General features: G+C 71.3%; 12 protein-coding genes. 2 read left to right on the plus strand and 10 right to left on the minus strand.

All coding sequences use genetic code 11. The features are described 5' to 3' along the window. Nucleotides 1–40 precede the first annotated feature (40 nt). From MTES_RS03385 to MTES_RS03430, 10 genes are all read right to left on the minus strand, one after another. Nucleotides 41–1,858: an ABC transporter ATP-binding protein gene (locus tag MTES_RS03385; protein ID WP_013583782.1), complete on the minus strand. Its 1,818-nt coding sequence runs from the start codon at nt 1,856–1,858 to the stop codon at nt 41–43. Then, entirely contained in the window at nt 1,855–3,720 is a 1,866-nt protein-coding gene (locus tag MTES_RS03390; protein ID WP_013583783.1) for an ABC transporter ATP-binding protein, read from the minus strand. Before MTES_RS03390 ends, MTES_RS03385 begins: the two co-directional genes overlap by 4 nt. Nucleotides 3,721–4,032: 312 nt before the next feature. Then, a complete protein-coding gene (locus MTES_RS03395) occupies nt 4,033–4,527 on the minus strand; it encodes a methylated-DNA--[protein]-cysteine S-methyltransferase (RefSeq protein WP_013583784.1) in 495 nt (164 codons plus the stop codon). After that, nucleotides 4,524–6,164, minus strand: coding sequence for an AlkA N-terminal domain-containing protein (locus MTES_RS03400; RefSeq protein ID WP_043360958.1), 1,641 nt, complete (start codon nt 6,162–6,164; stop codon nt 4,524–4,526). The genes MTES_RS03395 and MTES_RS03400 overlap by 4 nt, the downstream gene beginning before the upstream one ends. A gap of 280 nt (nt 6,165–6,444) precedes the next feature. Continuing rightward, nucleotides 6,445–8,457, minus strand: coding sequence for a hypothetical protein (locus tag MTES_RS03405; protein WP_013583786.1), 2,013 nt, complete (start codon nt 8,455–8,457; stop codon nt 6,445–6,447). Between the two features lie 143 nt (nt 8,458–8,600). Beyond that, nucleotides 8,601–9,668: a glycosidase gene (locus MTES_RS03410; protein WP_013583787.1), complete on the minus strand. Its 1,068-nt coding sequence runs from the start codon at nt 9,666–9,668 to the stop codon at nt 8,601–8,603. A gap of 2 nt (nt 9,669–9,670) precedes the next feature. Further along, entirely contained in the window at nt 9,671–10,498 is an 828-nt protein-coding gene (locus MTES_RS03415) for a carbohydrate ABC transporter permease (protein ID WP_013583788.1), read from the minus strand. Continuing rightward, nucleotides 10,495–11,469 (minus strand): carbohydrate ABC transporter permease, encoded by a 975-nt coding sequence (locus MTES_RS03420; protein ID WP_013583789.1) that lies wholly within the window; start codon nt 11,467–11,469, stop codon nt 10,495–10,497. Before MTES_RS03420 ends, MTES_RS03415 begins: the two co-directional genes overlap by 4 nt. Before the next feature lies 1 nt (nt 11,470). Then, the gene (locus MTES_RS03425) at nt 11,471–12,754 is read right to left on the minus strand and encodes an extracellular solute-binding protein (protein WP_013583790.1); all 1,284 of its coding nucleotides are present in this window, start codon (nt 12,752–12,754) and stop codon (nt 11,471–11,473) included. Between the two features lie 42 nt (nt 12,755–12,796). Next, a complete protein-coding gene (locus MTES_RS03430; RefSeq protein WP_013583791.1) occupies nt 12,797–13,849 on the minus strand; it encodes a LacI family DNA-binding transcriptional regulator in 1,053 nt (350 codons plus the stop codon). Nucleotides 13,850–14,021: 172 nt separating this feature from the next. On the opposite strand from MTES_RS03430, the gene MTES_RS03435 reads away from it, so the two are divergent. Both MTES_RS03435 and MTES_RS03440 read left to right on the plus strand, forming a co-directional pair. After that, nucleotides 14,022–15,446, plus strand: a complete 1,425-nt coding sequence (locus MTES_RS03435) for a dihydrolipoyl dehydrogenase family protein (protein ID WP_013583792.1) — start codon at nt 14,022–14,024, stop codon at nt 15,444–15,446. 70 nt (nt 15,447–15,516) lie between these two features. Beyond that, nucleotides 15,517–16,035, plus strand: a complete 519-nt coding sequence (locus tag MTES_RS03440; protein WP_013583793.1) for a DUF1697 domain-containing protein — start codon at nt 15,517–15,519, stop codon at nt 16,033–16,035. Nucleotides 16,036–16,221: the final 186 nt, after the last annotated feature.

Raw genomic sequence — 16,221 nt, forward strand, 5'->3', positions numbered from 1 at the left:
GCGCGAGCGGGAGGCGTGGCATCCGGGGGGCTGACGAACGTCAGACGAGCGAGTCCTGCCACGCGGCGTGGAGCTGCGCGAACTTGCCGGTGCCGGCGATCAGGGCGGCGGGGGTGTCGTCCTCGATGATGCGACCGTGCTCCATCACCAGTACGCGGTCGGCGATCGCCACCGTCGAGAGACGGTGGGCGATGATGATCGCGGTGCGGTCGGCGAGCAGGGTCTGCAGGGCGTCCTGGATCTGGCGCTCGCTCGGGATGTCGAGCGACGCCGTCGCCTCGTCGAGGATCAGCACGGCGGGGTTCGCGAGGAAGGCCCGCGCGAACGAGATCAGCTGGCGCTGGCCGGCCGAGACGCGTCCGCCGCGCTTGTTCACGTCGGTGTCATAGCCGTCGGGGAGCTTCTCGATGAAGCCGTCGGCACCGACCGCGCGGGCTGCGGCGCGGATCTCGTCCATCGTCGCGTCGGGCTTGCCGAGGGCGATGTTGTCGGCGACGGTTCCGCTGAACAGGTACGCCTCCTGCGTGACCATGACGATCGCGCGACGCAGATCCTTCGGGTGCAGGCGGCGCAGATCGACGCCGTCGAGCGTCACCGCCCCCTTCGTGGGGTCGTAGAAGCGCGACACGAGCTTGGCCAGCGTCGACTTGCCCGCGCCCGTCGTCCCCACGAGGGCGATCGTCTGCCCCGCCGGGATGTCGAGCGAGAAATTCGGCAGGATGACGCGATCGTCGCTGTAGCCGAAGGTGACCTCGTCGAAGCGGACGTTCCCCTGCGCCTCCCAGAGGTCGACCGGGTCGGTCGGGTCGGGGACCGTGGGCTCCTCCTCGAGCACGCCCGACACCTTCTCGAGCGCCGCCGTGGCCGACTGATACGAGTTCAGGAAGAAAGCGACCTCCTGCAGCGGGGAGAAGAAGTTGCGGACGTACAGCACCGCCGCGGTCAGCACGCCGATCTCGAGCGGGCCGGCGATCACCCGTCCACCGCCCCACAGGAGCACGAGCGCGACCGACACGGCGGCGACCGCCATGATGCCGGGCTCGAACGTGCCGAAGAGACGGATCGACCGCATGTTGACGTCGCGGTAGTCGCCGGCGAGCTTGCCGAACTCCTCGTCGTTGCGCGGCTCCTTGCGGAATGCCTTCACGGCGCGGATGCCCGTCATCGTCTCGACGAACTTGACGATGACTTGCGCGCTGATCACCCGCGACTCGCGGTAGATGGCCTGCGAGCGGCGGTAGAACCAGCGCATGAGCAGGTACATCGGGATGCCCATGACCAGCAGGATCAGCCCGGACTGCCAGTCGATGAGGAACAGGGCGATCAGCGTGAAGAGACCGTACAGGACGCCCGACACGAGCTCGTTGAGTCCACCGTCGAGCAGCTCGCGGATCGTGTCGAGGTCGCTCGTCTGGCGCGAGATGATGCGGCCCGACGTGTAGGACTCGTGGAACTCCAGGCTCAGCTTCTGGGTGTGCAGGAAGATGCGCTTGCGCAGGTCCAGCATCACTGCCTGGGTCAGGCGGGCGGCGACCACGACGTACCAGCCGATGAGCACGGCACCGCCGATGCCCGCCGTGAGGTAGATGGCGACGACCCCGATGGTCGGCATCCAATCAGCCTGATCGATGACCGCGGGCAGGGCGTTGTCGATGCCGTAGGCGATCAAGGCCGGGCCGGCGACGCGGAGCGCGGTCGACACCACGAGGACCGCCGCGGCGAGGACGAGCTGCCAGCGCAGCGGAGAGACGAGGGAGCCGAGCAGGCGCAGCGAACGCTGGCGGATCGCCCGGCTCTCGTCGCGCGTGTAGTCGGAGCGGTCTTCTCCGGTGGTTCCGGAGACGGTCGCGGTGGTCATCGGGTCGCCTCCTTCTCGGTCAGCGTGTCGTCGTCGTGGGCGCGGATCACATCGATCGCGCCCGTGCGCGCTTCGCGCTCGGCCTCCTCGAGGCTCGAGATGACGTAGCGGTAGTGATCGCTCTCGCGCAGCAGGTCGGAGTGCGCCCCGACGGCGGTGATCCGTCCGTTCTCGAGCAGAGCGACCCGGTCGGCGAGCGTCACCGTCGAGGGACGGTGCGCGACGACCAGCGCGGTCGTCTCGCTGAGCACCTCGCGCAGCGCATCTTCCACGAGCGCTTCGGTGTCGACGTCGAGCGCCGACAACGGATCGTCGAGGACCAGCACTGCCGGTCGCGCAGCCACCGCGCGGGCCAGCGCCAGACGCTGCCGCTGCCCTCCCGACAGGCTGAGCCCCTCCTCGCCGATGACGGTGTCCAGGCCCGCGGGAAGGTCGAGGACGAAGTGCGCTTGGGCGACCTCGAGCGCTTCCTTCAACACGCGTTCCGCCTCGGCGGACCCCGGCTCGAGGTCTTCGCGGCCGAGAAGGACGTTGTCGCGGACGGTCTGTGAGAAGAGCGTCGCGTCTTCGAACGCCATGCCGACGTGCCGGCGCAGCTCCGCCAGCGACAGGTCGCGCACGTCCACCCCGTCGAGCAGCACGCGCCCACCTGTGACGTCGTACAGGCGTCCGGGCAGGGTCGTGAGCGTCGTCTTGCCCGACCCGGTGAGGCCGACGAGCGCCATCGTCTCACCGGGGCGCAGGACGAGGTCGACGCCGTCGATGAGATCCGGCTCGGAGGCGGCGGCATCCTGATACCGAAAGTGCACGCCCTCGAACGTGAGCTCGCCGCGGGGCTCCGCGATGGTGCGCGGGCTCTCGGGGTCGACGATCGTGTTCTGCTCGTCGAACACCTCGAAGATGCGGTCGGTCGCGGTCCGGGCGTCGAGGAGGAACGAGAAGAGGAAGCCGATCGACTCCATCGGCCAGCGCAGCACCGTCGCCATGGCGAAGAAGGCGACGAGTTCGGCGACCTGCAGCTGCCCGAGCTGGGTCAGCACGATGCCGGCGCCGAGGCACACCGCGAACGCGATGTCGGGCAGCAGCACGAGGAAGAACCAGATCCAGCCGACGGCGCGCGCCTTGTCGATCTCGGTCTCGCGCAGCGACTCGGCCTGCCGGGTGAACTTCTGCAGGGCGTGTCGACCCCGGCCGAACGCCTTCAGGACACGGATGCCGTGGACGCTCTCCTCCACCGAGGTGGCGAGATCGCCCGCTTGATCCTGGCTCTGACGGGTGAGCGCACCGTAGCGCTTCTCGAAGCGGAAGCCGACGTAGATGACGGGGGCCGAGGTGACGAGGAACAGCGCGCCGAGCAGCCAGTGCCAGCGGAAGAGGAGCACCGCGCCGATGGCGATCGTGAGGAGGTTGACCACGAGGAGGATCACACCGAACGCGAGCCAGCGGCGCAGCATGCTGATGTCCTGCATCATGCGCGAGAGGAGCTGACCCGACTGCCACCGGTCGTGGAACGCGACCGGCAGACGCTGCAGACGCGAGTAGAACGACTGGCGCAGGTCGTACTCGACCTTGGTCGCCGGAGCGAGGACGAACCAGCGCCGTAGCCACACCATGGCGGCTTCGGCGAGCCCGAGCGCGAGCACCGCGATCGAGCCCCAGACGAGGGCGCCGGGGTCGAGGGAGGCGATGGGGCCGGCGACGATCTGCTCGAGCACGAGCGGGATCGCCAGCGCGAGGAGGCTCGCGATGAGCGCGGTCACCGCTCCCGCGAGAAGGCGCGGGATGACGGGGCGCGCGATCGGCAGGAGCCGAGCGAGCGCGCGCGGAGTGGACAGGTGCGGACGGGGCGAAGCGGAAGTCATGATCCTCAAGAGGTCGAAGCGAGCGCCGGGATCGGGCGCGGGAGGGGATGCCGAAAGGCACCGGCGATCAGCCGGAGGGGCGCGGGTGCGGCGCTCGAGCGCCGGCGGAAGGCCCTAGTGGCGCCCGTGAGGACGCGCGGAAAAGACGGAGGGCGCAGCGACACGGGCGACGGGGGCGTCGATGTGGTCCATGGCATCCTCCTTGGGGTGAGCGGAAGCTGCCCGGGGGCGTGACAGCCCTTCAGGATATCCCTGAGAGAAGGCTGAGGGCAAGAGCGGGTTCCCGCAGAGTCCTTGCCCGACGATCGTCCCTCACGCCGCCTCGCGCTCCAGCAGACTCCTCTTGACCTCGGTCCCCCAGGCGAATCCCCCCATCGTGCCGTCGCCGCGCAGCACGCGATGGCAGGGCACGAACAGGGCCGGGGCATTGCGGGCGCAGATGGATGCCGCCGCCCGCACGGCCGCGGGAGAGCCCAGCGCCGCGGCGAACCCGGTGTAGGTCAGCGGCGCCCCGGGCGCGATGCGGCGCAGAGCCTCCCACCCTGCGCGCTGCAGGGGCGTGCCGAACTGCCGGACCTCGACCGCGTCGATCGCGGCGAGGTCGCCGTCGTAGTACGCGCGCACGGCGTCCGCCGCACGGGTCTCTCCGTCGACGATCTCGTCGGGACGCCTCTCGGGGCGGAGTCGGGCGAGCACCGCCGCGGGGTCGGACGTCCAGCCCGAGACCAGAACCCTGTGGTCGGCGTCCGCGAGGATCGCGAAGGGGCCGTCGGGCGTCTCGAGGAACTGCAGGGTGGAGGTGCTCATCGGCGGGGCTCGCTTTCGGGTGGGGTGGGGAGGGACGGCGGAGCGTCCGTGGCGTCAGAACAAGCGGACGAGCGACGCCGAGCGGCGACCTTCTCCGGTCGCCGCACCGCGGCAGCCGCGGCGGTCTCGGCACCCGACACCCGCCAGGCCTGGGTCACGGGAGCGGCGTACCAGTAGTGGGCCATGGCGTAGCTGCGCCACGGAGCCAGGCGCGCGGACCACTCCGTGAAGGCCGCCGGGTCGGACGGGAGACCGAGGGCCGCCGCCCCCGCCCGGGCGGCGACGTCGCCGGGGAGAAGGACGTCGGGATCGCCGAGAACCCTCATGCGCACGTAGTCGGCGGTCCACGGACCGACCCCTGGGAGCGCGAGGAGCCGCTGGCGCTGCTCGACGCCGTCGTCGCCCGGCCCGAGGGCGAGGGAGCCGTCGGCGAGGGCCTGGGCCGCTCCGACGATCGCGCGCATCCGCGCACCGGGACCGCGCAGCACCTCGAGCCCTCGATCGGCGATCGCCGCGGCATCCGGAAACAGAGTCAGGGGCGCGGGGCCGATCGTGACCTGCTCGCCGAGCTCGGCGGTCAACCGCCCCTGCATCGTGCGGGCGGAGGCCACGCTGATCTGCTGGCCGATCATCGCGCGCAGGAGCATCTCGCCCGCGTCGATCGCCCCGGGCACACGGACACCGGGGATCGCTGCCACGGCGGAGGCGAGCTCGGGATGCCGGGACAGTTCGGCGTCGACGGCCAGCGGATCGGCGTCGAGGTCGAAGAGGCGCCGCACCCGCGCAATGAGGGTGCCCAGGTCGGCGAGGGCGGTGAGCCGTGCGCGGAGTCGCAGCCGGCCGTCGTCGGCGAGGCGCACCTCGAACCAGGCCGGCCCGCCGGGCAGGCGCACGACCCGGGCGAACGACCGGTCGTCGCCGACCTCGACGCCGGGGATCGCGTGCGCCCGCATCCAGCCGAAGAGGCCCGTGGTGTCGATCGGGCCACGGACGGGCAGGGCGAGGTCGATCTCACCGGCGGATGCCTCGCCGCCCGACGCGCGCGATCGCCGCGCGCGCAGCTCGCGCGGTGGCATCCCGAACACCTCTCCGATCGTCTCGGTGAACTGACGAATGCTGGAGAACCCGGCGGAGAAGGCGACGTCGGCCGATGAGAGGTCGGTGCCGACCAGCAGTGTTCGTGCGGTGTGCGCCCGGTGGGCGCGGGCGAGGGCGAGCGGGCCTGCCCCGAGTTCGGTGGTGAGCACGCGGGTGAGGTGACGCGGCGAGTACCCGAGACGCCGCGCGAGGCCCGGCACGCCCTCGCGATCGACCACCCCGTCGGCGATGAGTCGCATCGCGCGCGCGGCGACGTCGCCGCGCACGTCCCACAGCGGGGAGCCCGGCGCGGCCTCGGGGAGACACCGCTTGCAGGCGCGGTAGCCCGCCTCGTGCGCCGCGGCAGAGGTGGCGTAGAACGTCACGTTCGCCTCTTTCGGCGTGCGCGCGGGGCAACTCGGCCGGCAGTAGATGCCCGTCGATCGCACGGCCGTGACGAATTGCCCGTCGAAGCGCCGGTCGCGCGACTGGATCACGCGGTAGCGCTCGGTGAAACCCGGAGCGGGCGCGGCCGGGGCGTCGAGGGGGCGGAGGGTCATGGCATCCACCCTGCCACCGACCTCCGACATCGGCTGGCGGAAATCGGACACGGCCGTGCGGCGGGGCGATCATCGCCGTCGAGTGTCCAAAACACCCGGAGCCGAAAGAAATCCGCCCGGGTGTCTTGGACACTCAGTGCCCCGCGCACGCGCGCGCGGTGCCACCGGGCACGCACGCGCGCGGCACGCCCGCGCGGGGCGCGAACGCGCGCGGCCCCACCCGCCCCGCCCCGCCCCGGAGACGGGACGCGACGCGACCGGACCGACCGCACCGCGCGCCTCAGCCCTCCGCGATCGCCACCCCACCCGCGGGGATGACGACCGTCACAACCCCGGACGCGGAGGTCGTCCGTACGAGGGAGCCCGACGCGTCATACACCTTCACGTTCGTGGAGACGCCGTCCGCGCCGATCGTCGTGCGCTGCGGGGCGATCGCGCTCGAGTGCACGAGTTCGCTCCGGGCCTCGCCGCCCAGCACCAACCGCGAGATCCAGGGACGCACGAGAAGCCCATCGAGCACGAGCTCCCCGCGCTGCACCGTCACTCGGACGTCGGAACCGTTCACCGCCGCCTTCAGCCCGTGCGGGAGCAGAGCGCCCGGAGTGGGCGAGATGCCCTGCGCAGGGCCCTCGACCTTCAGCACCCCCGCCCCGCGCCAGGTGGACTGCGACGTCGCGCCGGGGGCGGCGAAGACGACCGGCTCGATCCACCGACGGGCGTCCGAGGGGCCGAGGTCCCACGTCGCGCTCTGCTTCGCGGTGAGGGTCAGCGCGCCGCCCGACCAGCTCGATTCCCCGGTCCACGAGGTCGGTGTCGAGATCGTCCCATCGGTCCGCGTGGCATCCTCAGCCTCGATGAACGACAGCCCGACCCGGCTCTCGACCGAGGTCAGCGCCATCGCGCGCGCGGCCACCTCGGGGTGCGCGTCGAGCGCAAGCGCGGTCAGCAGGCCGTGGATGGTCGACTCCGCGCCGCTGTTGCGGTTCACGGTCCCGTCCGGTTGCAGGCCGTCGAAAGTCACCCCCGTCGCGGGGTCGTACATCCGTGCGCCGGCGTGGTTCGCGCCGAAGAACCACGCGGCCTGCATCCCCGCGAGCTCGGCGAACACCGACGATCCGGTCGTGTCCGCCAGGGCGAACAGCGATTGCACGCGCGAGTCCGCACCGTACGCGATCTGCACGCGGTCCGTGGGGCTCGGGAACCAGCCGTTGTCGGGTCCCCCGGCGGTCATCAGGGTGGTGGTGAAGCTCGTGGCATCCGTGATGGCGGGGGCGACGAGCGTGTCGTCGCCGAAGAGGTCCCCCGCCTCGGCGAGCGCCGCGGGCATCTGCGAACCCCAGGCGTGCCACATCGCGGGCGACTGCGCCCACGGGAGGATCGCGCCGTAGGGCCACTCCCGGGTGTTCCCGGATGCCATCGCGGCGACGCCCTCGGCCAGCTGTCGCGCCGCGGTCGCCGAGGACTCGTCGCCGGCGCGCACGGCGGCGGTCAGTCCGAGGACGGCCTCGGCCGAGGCATCCGCCCCGTCGACGATCAGCCACGCGGGGACACGCTTGCCGTCGGCCTCGCTCCACTGCCCGTACTTCGACAGGACATCGCGTTCGATCGCGCCACGCGAGAGGGCGAGGCGGTCCTTGAGGAACGCGGCGAAGTCGGGATCGTCGTCGACGAAGGCCGCGTAGCCCTCGCCGAGCGCCCAGACCGTGCGCGCCGTCCAGTAACTCGGGCCGGAGTCCGAGGGGTCGGGCAGTTCGACCGGCTCGGCGGAGGGGTTGAGGTCGCCGTCCGGCTGCATCCACAGCACGACGTTGCCTGCCGAGGGGCCGTCGGTCGTCTGGTGGTAGGCGACCGTCCGCAGCAGTTCGTAGGCTTTGTGCCGGCTGTCGGCGTCGCCCGTCTGCTTCCAGTGCCGGAGGTAGACGACCGCGGCACGGGTGTTGTCGTCGGCGTTGTAGGCGCCCTGACCCCAGTCGCCGGTCGCGGGGTCGAGCGGCCCCCCGCCCACGCGTTCGAACGCGCCGCCGTCGCGGGCGTCGGCGTAGGTCCACGGCGCGAGGAGGGTCGGTTCCTCGTCGAGACGGTAGGTCGTGTGGCCGGCGACATCGGCAGGCGGGGTCGCCTCGCCGAGGAGGAAGTCGAGGTGGTCGAGGTTCGCCAGCGGCGCGGACGCGGGGGCCGGCGCCGGAGCAGGGGCGACGGTGCCCACGGCCGACGCCGGCACCGCGGTCAACGGCACGGCCAGCGCGACGGCACCGAGGGCCGCGGCGATGCGCGCACTCCATCGTGCGTTCATGAGGAGGGGGATCCTTTCGATGAGTCGAGATCACGGCCCCCGGCCGCCGCCGCCGAGGTCGGGGCGGGAGGGGGACGGGGCACGCGTCCCGGGGAATCCGCGCCGCGCCCGAGCCGTCACGGCGTCGAGCGCGGCGCGGGGGTTCAGTCCGTGCGCTCGAGCAGGGCGACACCAATCTTGGAGTCGGCCATGCCGTAGAACACGAAGTGGCGACCGTCGATCTCCTCGATCGCGGTCGGGAACACGACGTTGGGCACGATGCCGCTGCGCTCGTCGTCGGTTTCGGGGGCCAGGAGCGGTTCGGGCGTGCGCGCGATCACGCGGCGGGGGTCGTCGGCATCCAGGATCAGCGCACCGGCCGCGTAATTCACCTTCTGCTGCTGCGAGAAGGCGCTGTCGATCACACCGGTCACCCCGTGGTGCAGCACGAGCCACCCCTCGGGGATGCGCAGGGGCGGCGGGCCGCCTCCGATCTTGACCTCTTCGAACGGGAACTGCGGCCCCGCGACGAAGTGGTGCTGTTCCCACAGCGCGAGGTTCGACAGGTCCTCGCGGACGGATGCCAACGGCACGTAGCTGATCCAGATCGACTGCCGCTCGTCCTCGACGCCCGCCGGCACCCGCACGCCCTGGCCGGGCTTGGTCTCGCCCAGGTCCCACATCGGACGGTGCAGCACCGCGAGGGCCTCGGTGCCGTCGGGCGCCGTGACGGGCTCGGGGAAGAACACCGTGTCCTTGTTGTGGAACAGGTTGAGGTCCATGTCGAGGTCGTCCTGGTAGCGGAAGAGCACCGGCCCGAGCCGTCTCCACTCGCGCAGGTCCTCCGACACGGCCACAGCCGTGCGCGGGCCGAGCGGGCCGTAGGCGACGTAGGTCATGACGTGCAGGCCGAGCGCGTCGATCCACGTCGTGCGCGGGTCTTCGGTGCCGGCGTTGTCGGCGCCGCGCTCCCAGCCGCGGTCGGGCTGCAGCACGACACCCTCGCGCTCGACCGAGACGGGCACGCCGTCCTCGACGACGACGCGGGCGAGGCCCACGCGCGAGACGTTGCCCTCGGCGACCAGACGAGGCAGCAGATACAGCTGCCCGTCGGGTCCGCGACCGGATGCCGGGTTGAGCACGCCCTCGGCCTCGTCGGCGTTGCCGGGCTCGGGCGTCATCACCACCCCGACGCGCGTGAGGCGGTAGGGGACGGGGGATTCGGGGGTCATTGTCATCCTTTCACTCCGGATCCGAGGTCGTTGGAGGTGAAGTAGCGCTGGAAGATCAGGAACAGCGCCACCGCGGGGGCGGCCAGCACCACGGCGCCGGCCATCATCGCGCCGAAGGGGTTGGTGGTGGAGGCCGCGATGTTGGAGATGAAGTTCGCGAGCGAGACGGCCAGGGGCTGCATCGTCGCGTCCTTCGTGATGAGGAACGGCCAGAGGAACTCGTTCCACGGGCCGATGAACGTCAACAGCACCGCGGTGAGGAGCGCGGGTCGCACCAGCGGCAGCGCGACGCTCCACAGCAGACGGAACTCCCCCGCGCCGTCGATGCGCGCGGCGTCGAAGAGCTCCTTCGGCAGCTGCAGGAAGTACTGCCGAAAGATCACGACCGCGGTGGAGTTGATGAAGAACGGCAGGATCATCCCGAGGTAGCTGTCGCTGAGGCCGTAGTCGCGCGCGATCATCACGTACAGGGGGATCATCAGCAGCTGGAACGGCACGACCTGCACGAGGAGCACGAGGGCGAACGTCGCGGACCGGCCCCGCCATTTCAGCACCGCCAGCGCGTACCCGGCGAGCACCCCGAAGACGAGGGTGCCGAGGATCACGCCGCCGGTGAAGATGCCGGAGTTGGCCAGCCCCTGCAGCAGATTGATGCGGCCGTCGATCGCGGTGTAGTTCTCCGTCGTGAGGTTCGAGGGATGCGGGAAGGCCCCCGCGATCGAGGTGTCGGGGTTCGTCTGCAGCGACCCGACGACCATGTAATAGAAAGGGAAGAGGAACGCGAGCGCGCCGACGGTGAGGACGCCGTACGTGACGATCTTGCTTCTCACGATTCCTCCCTTCCGACGAACCGGCGCTGCAGCAGCGCGATGACGAGCACGAAGATGATGAGCACCACGCCGATGGCCGCGGCCACGTCGGGGTTCTGCTGCTCGATGCCCTTCTGATAGATCAGCAGCACGGGCGACGTGGACGCGCCGTTGGGTCCGCCGCCGCTCGTGAGCAGGTAGGGCTCGGTGAAGAGGTTGGCCCCCGTGATCGTCGAGAGCAGCACGACGAGGAACGTCGCGGGCCGCACGCCCGGCACGGTCACCGAGAAGAACTGGCGGAGGCGCCCTCCCCCGTCGACCGCGACCGACTCGTAGAGCTCCTTCTGCACGTTCTGCAGCGCGGCGAGGTAGAGCAGGATGTAGAACCCCAGACCCTTCCACGTCACGAAGAGCGCGATGGTGGGCATCGCGAGGGCCGAGTTGACGAGCCACGACGGGTTCGGCGCGAGGGGGCCGAGCACGTTGTTGATCAGCCCCGTGTTCGAGAACAGGAACAGCCACACCGCGACGACGGCGACGGATGCCGTGACGTACGGCACGTAGAAGGCGACGCGGAAGAAGGTCCGCGCGCGCACCACGCGGTCCAGCGCCGTGGCCAGGACGATCGAGAGCACGACCGTCAGCGGCACGTTGATGATCAGGAAGATCCCGACGTTGCCGAACGCGCGCCAGACGTCCGGATCCGTCAGGGCGGTGACGTAGTTGTCGAGCCCGACGAACGGCCGGTCGACCTGCGCGCCCGGGGCGGTGAAGAAGTAGTCGTGGAACGACATCCACACCGCGAAGATCACGGGGTAGGCGAACACGACCCCGACGAAGATCAGATACGGGGCGGAGAACAGGATGCCGAGCGGCTGCGCCCCGAACGGCCGGCGACGCTTCTTCCCGGCATCCGCCTCTCCCCCGGCGCGACCGGACCGGCCGGGGTCTCCCCCGGTGCGGCCGGTCGCGCCGGCGAGATCGACGGTCATGTCACTTCCCCGCCGCGAGCTGATCGATCTGGGTCTTGGCATCCGAGAGGAAGCTCTTCACGTCGCCGTCGCCGAAGATGACCGCCTTCGAGTACCCGTCGCGGAACGCCTGCCAGATCTCGACCGAGTTCTGCACGTTGGGCACCTCGACGGTGCGCGCGGCCTGGTCGCCGAACTGCTCGTACGCGGGGTTCGACTGGAAGTAGTCGGCGTAGGTGGTCGTCAGGTCCTTGCGCAGCGGCATCTGGCCCGTCTCGTTCAGCCAGGCGCCGTCCTGCTCCTCGCTCGTGGCGAACTTCAGCACGTCCCACGCGGTCGCCTTGTTCTGGCAGGCGGTGAAGAGCCCGACGTTCTTGGCGTCGCTGAAGGTCCAGGTCTGGTCGGCGGCGACGCCCTTCTCGGTCGGAACCGGGACGGCACCCCAGTTCACCTTGTCCTTGTAGACCGAGACGGCCCAGGGGCCGACGATCGCCATCGCGGCCTTCCCGTCGGCGAACGCGTCGCCCTGGTACTGCTCGTTGCCGGCGAGCTGGTCGGCGTAGATCGTGCGCCAGAAGTCGGCGACGGCCTCGCCGTCGGCGTCGTCGAAGGTCGCCTTACCGTCTTCGACGAGCTGCTTCCCGCCGGTCTGGGCGGCGTAGAGCGGGTAGAAGTCGAACCAGGACTGGAAGAACTCGCTCGTGGGCGCCGGGTTGATCGCGTAGTCCGAGACGCCCGCCGCCTTGAGCTTCTGCGCCGCGGCGAGGAACTCGTCGTAGGTGGACAGCTGCGGGTTCTCGGGGTCGAGCCCGGCCTTGGCGAAGAGGTCCTTGTTGTAGAAGATCATGACCGGGTTGCTCTTCCACGGCAGCTGGTAGAAACCGCCGTCGTCGGAGCGGTACTGGTCGGCGAGGTCGCCGCTGCGGTCGGTGATGTACTGCTCGCCATCGGGGAAGTCCGAGAGGTTCACGAGCCCACCCTGCTTCTGGAAGCCCGGCACGGCCGCGGGCGAGGTGTTGAAGATCAGGCACGGGGCGTTTCCGGCGGTGATCGCGGCGCCGATGACCTCCTCGCTCGAGGAGCCGGCGGGGATCTCCTGCGCCGTGACCTGCTGGTCGGGGTTCGCCGCGTTCCAGGCCTCCACCATCTGCTTGCCCCACGCGATCTCCGCGTCGTTGTTGGAGTACCAGATGGTGATCGGGCCCTTGGCATCCATTCCCGAGGCTCCTCCCCCGCCTCCGCTGCAGGCGGAGAGGGCCAGGATGCCGGTGGCTGCTACTGCTGTGGCGAGAATGCGTCGTCGCATGTCTTTCTCCTTGTTCGAGGCGGGCGGGGGCCCGCGGGTGCGTCAGGGGGTGGGGGGTGCGCCGTCGGGCACGTCCCCGCGGGGACGGCTCGTCGAGGCGCGCACGATGAGCCGGGGATCGGGGAGCGTCAGGGCCTCGGGGGCGGCACCTCCGATGGCCGCGAGCAGAGCGCGCGCGGCGGCGGCTCCCCATCCCCGCGCGTCCGTGGCGACGCTCGTGAGCGCAGGGTGGACGTGCCGGCCGATCTCGACGTCGTCGAAGCCGGTGATCGACAGGTCGTCGGGAACGCGGAGGCCGCGCTGCTGGGCGCGCCCGAGACCCGCGATCGCCATGTTGTCGTTGGAGTAGACGATCGCGGTCGGCGGGGTGTCGGCATCCAGGAGTTCGTCGGTCGCCCGCGCACCGTCGGCCGCGCTGAAGTCGGTCTCGACGACACGGGCATGGATGTCACGGGCCTCGGCCGCCCGTTCGAACGCGGCCGTGCGGTGCCGGCCGTGGAGCATGGCGGACGGGCCCGCGACGTGGGCGATGTCGGTGTGGCCGAGATCGGCCAGGTGATCGACCGCGAGACGGATGCCGGCCCCGTCGTCCACCGACACGGAGGTGAAGCCACTGGCGACGTCGGGCACGCCCAGCGTCACCGCGGCGATGCCGAGGTCGGCGACCAGCCCGATGCGCGGGTCGTCGGCGCGGAGGTCGGAGAGGATGACGCCGTCGACGCGGCGGTCGGCGGCGAGGCCGCGGTAGGTCTCGGCTTCGTGGCGGCCGGGCGTGGCCGCGGCGAGCACGAGCACCTGTCCCGACACCGAGAACTCGTCTTCGACGCCGGCGATGAACGACGGGAAGAAGGGGTCGGCGGCGATCACGTCCGGGCTGCGCCCGATGACGAGACCGCACGCGAACGCGCGACCGACGCTGAGCGAGCGGGCGCGGAGGCTTGGGCTCCAGCCCATGTCGGCCGCGACGGCGAGGATCCGCTCGCGGGTGTCGGGCGAGACACCGGCGCGCCCGTTGAGGGCGAACGAGACGAGGCCTTTGCTGACGCCCGCGCGCTGCGCGACATCGGCGATCGTGGGTCGCGTGTCGTTCGGCATCCGTCACTCCGTTGTGGTCGGCCGGTCTAAACCGGTTCAGTGCCGTCGAGCCTAAACCGGTTCAGGGATGGCGTCAACCCGTCCCGTCGGCGGTGCGCCGGTGCCGGGGCGCCCGGGGGCACCGGCCCCGCAACCCCTCCCCGATGTCGGAAGTCCTCGATAACGTGGCGGCATGAGCAGCGAGTACGACCTCATCGTCATCGGAGCCGGCCCCGTGGGCGAGAACGTGGCCGACCGAGCCGTCCAGGCCGGGCTGACCGCGGTCATCGTCGAATCCGAGCTCGTCGGGGGCGAGTGCTCCTACTGGGCGTGCATGCCGTCCAAGGCGCTGCTGCGCAGTGGCGCCGCGCTCCGCGCCGCCCGCGACGTCGACGGTGCGAAGCAGGCCGTGACCGGTGACCTCGGCGTCGCGGCGGTGCTGCGCCGCCGCGACACCATGACGAGCGGCTGGAACGACTCCGGCCAGGTCGAGTGGCTGCAGGGCGCGGGCATCGACCTCGTGCGGGGCCACGGCCGACTCACCGGTGAGAAGACCGTGCAGGTCACGGCCGACGACGGCACCACGACCGACCTCGTCGCCCGTCACGCGGTCGCCGTGTGCACCGGTTCCGCGGCGCTGCTCCCCGACATCCCGGGCCTCGCCGACATCGCGCCGTGGACGAGCCGCGAGGCCACGGCCGTCCAGAGCATCCCCGCCTCCCTCGCGATCCTCGGCGGCGGCGTCGTCGGCGCCGAGATGGCGACGGCGTTCGCGAGCCTCGGCGCCGAGGTCACGCTCATCGCCCGCTCGGGCCTGCTCGGCGGCACCGAGCCGTTCGCCGGCGAGCTCGTCGCCGCGTCCCTCCGTGAGCGCGGGGTCACGGTGAAGACCGGGACGGATGCCACGGCCGCGCACCGCGATGACGACGGGCGCGCGGTGCTTGAGGTGTCCGACGGCACCACCGTCACGGCCGACGAGGTGCTGGTGGCGACCGGCCGGGTCCCCCGCACGACCGACCTGGGGCTGGAGAGCGTCGGCCTCACGCCCGGCGACTGGATCACGGTCGACGACACCCTTCGCGTGCCGGGGTCGGACTGGCTGTACGCGGTCGGCGACGTGAACCATCGCGCCCTCCTCACGCACCAGGGCAAGTACCAGGCGCGCGCCGCGGGCGACGTGATCGCGGCCCGCGCCCAGGGCAGCGAGGTCGACGATGCCCCGTGGGGCGCGCACGTCGCGACCGCCGATCACGACGCCGTGCCGCAGGTGACCTTCACCGACCCCGAGGTGGCGTCGGTCGGGCTCACCGCCGCCGCGGCCGAGAAGCGGGGCCTGAACGCGAAGGTGCTCGACTACGACCTCGCCCACGTGGCCGGGTCGAGCGAGCAGTCCGACGCGTACGTCGGTCAGGCGCGAGCGATCGTCGACCTCGACCGCGGGGTGCTCGTCGGCGCGACCTTCGTCGGCCCCGACATCGCCGAGCTGCTGCACTCGGCGACCATCGCGATCGTGGGCGAGGTGCCCGTCAAGCGCCTGTGGCACGCGGTGCCGTCCTACCCGACGGTCAGCGAGGTCTGGCTGCGCCTGCTCGAGACGCTGGGCCGGGACTCCGCCTGACCCGAGACTCCCCCGGGACACACCTCGCAGGGATCGGGAGGGAGAGCTTCCTCCGCGGTAGGGTCGCAGCATGCCCCGCACCGTCGCCCTGATCCGCGGGGTCGGCGGGCCCACGGCGATGAAGATGGCCGCGCTGCGCGAGGTGTTGGCATCCGCGGGTCTCGGCGAGGTCGAGACGCTGCAGGTCGCGGGGAATGTGGTCCTGGATGCCGCCGACCGCTCCCCCGACGACATCGCCGCCACGATGCGCGACGCCATCCGGGGAGGTTTCGGTTTCGACCTCCCCGTCCTCGTGCGCTCGCACGCCGAGCTCGTCGACGCCGTCGCGCGGAACCCCTTCGCCGACGCCGCCGAGGGACGCTGGGTGCAGACGGTGTTCCTCGACGCTCCCCCGGCGGAGCCGACCCTGACGCTGCCGGACGGCATCCCGGAGGAGGCCGTGCTCGACGGTCGCGAGGTGTTCGTCCGCTATCCCGAGGGCATCGGCGGGTCGAAGCTGCAGGCCGGGTGGTTCGAGAAACGCCTCGGCGTCATCGGCACCGCCCGCAACGCGAACACGATCGCGAAGCTCCTCGCGCTGAGCGCCTGACGCGCCGCCCTCGCCGGCACCGGCTCGCTGTGACGCGGCACCACGCTCAGGCGCGCCCCGGGACGCTCAGGCGCGCCCCGCCGGCGGCGCGATAAACGCTCATCCTGCCGAGACACGCGGCAACGCCGTGTGTCTCGGCAGGATCGGCGTTTATCGCTGGGGAGGGGCAGCGAGCCGCGACAGCAG

The sequence above is a fragment of the Microbacterium testaceum StLB037 genome (genome assembly GCF_000202635.1).
GTDB classification, from domain to species: domain Bacteria; phylum Actinomycetota; class Actinomycetes; order Actinomycetales; family Microbacteriaceae; genus Microbacterium; species Microbacterium testaceum_F.

Excerpts from the sequence above, each read along its gene's own strand:
- MTES_RS03390 (WP_013583783.1), bottom strand. The coding sequence starts at position 3,720 with ATGACTTCCGCTTCGCCCCGTCCGCACCTGTCCACTCCGCGCGCGCTC.
- MTES_RS03430 (WP_013583791.1), bottom strand. The coding sequence starts at position 13,849 with ATGCCGAACGACACGCGACCCACGATCGCCGATGTCGCGCAGCGCGCG.
- MTES_RS03400 (WP_043360958.1), bottom strand. The coding sequence starts at position 6,164 with ATGACCCTCCGCCCCCTCGACGCCCCGGCCGCGCCCGCTCCGGGTTTC.
- MTES_RS03425 (WP_013583790.1), bottom strand. The coding sequence starts at position 12,754 with ATGCGACGACGCATTCTCGCCACAGCAGTAGCAGCCACCGGCATCCTG.
- MTES_RS03435 (WP_013583792.1), top strand. The coding sequence starts at position 14,022 with ATGAGCAGCGAGTACGACCTCATCGTCATCGGAGCCGGCCCCGTGGGC.
- MTES_RS03395 (WP_013583784.1), bottom strand. The coding sequence starts at position 4,527 with ATGAGCACCTCCACCCTGCAGTTCCTCGAGACGCCCGACGGCCCCTTC.
- MTES_RS03420 (WP_013583789.1), bottom strand. The coding sequence starts at position 11,469 with ATGACCGTCGATCTCGCCGGCGCGACCGGCCGCACCGGGGGAGACCCC.
- MTES_RS03440 (WP_013583793.1), top strand. The coding sequence starts at position 15,517 with ATGCCCCGCACCGTCGCCCTGATCCGCGGGGTCGGCGGGCCCACGGCG.
- MTES_RS03385 (WP_013583782.1), bottom strand. The coding sequence starts at position 1,858 with ATGACCACCGCGACCGTCTCCGGAACCACCGGAGAAGACCGCTCCGAC.
- MTES_RS03405 (WP_013583786.1), bottom strand. The coding sequence starts at position 8,457 with ATGAACGCACGATGGAGTGCGCGCATCGCCGCGGCCCTCGGTGCCGTC.
- MTES_RS03410 (WP_013583787.1), bottom strand. The coding sequence starts at position 9,668 with ATGACCCCCGAATCCCCCGTCCCCTACCGCCTCACGCGCGTCGGGGTG.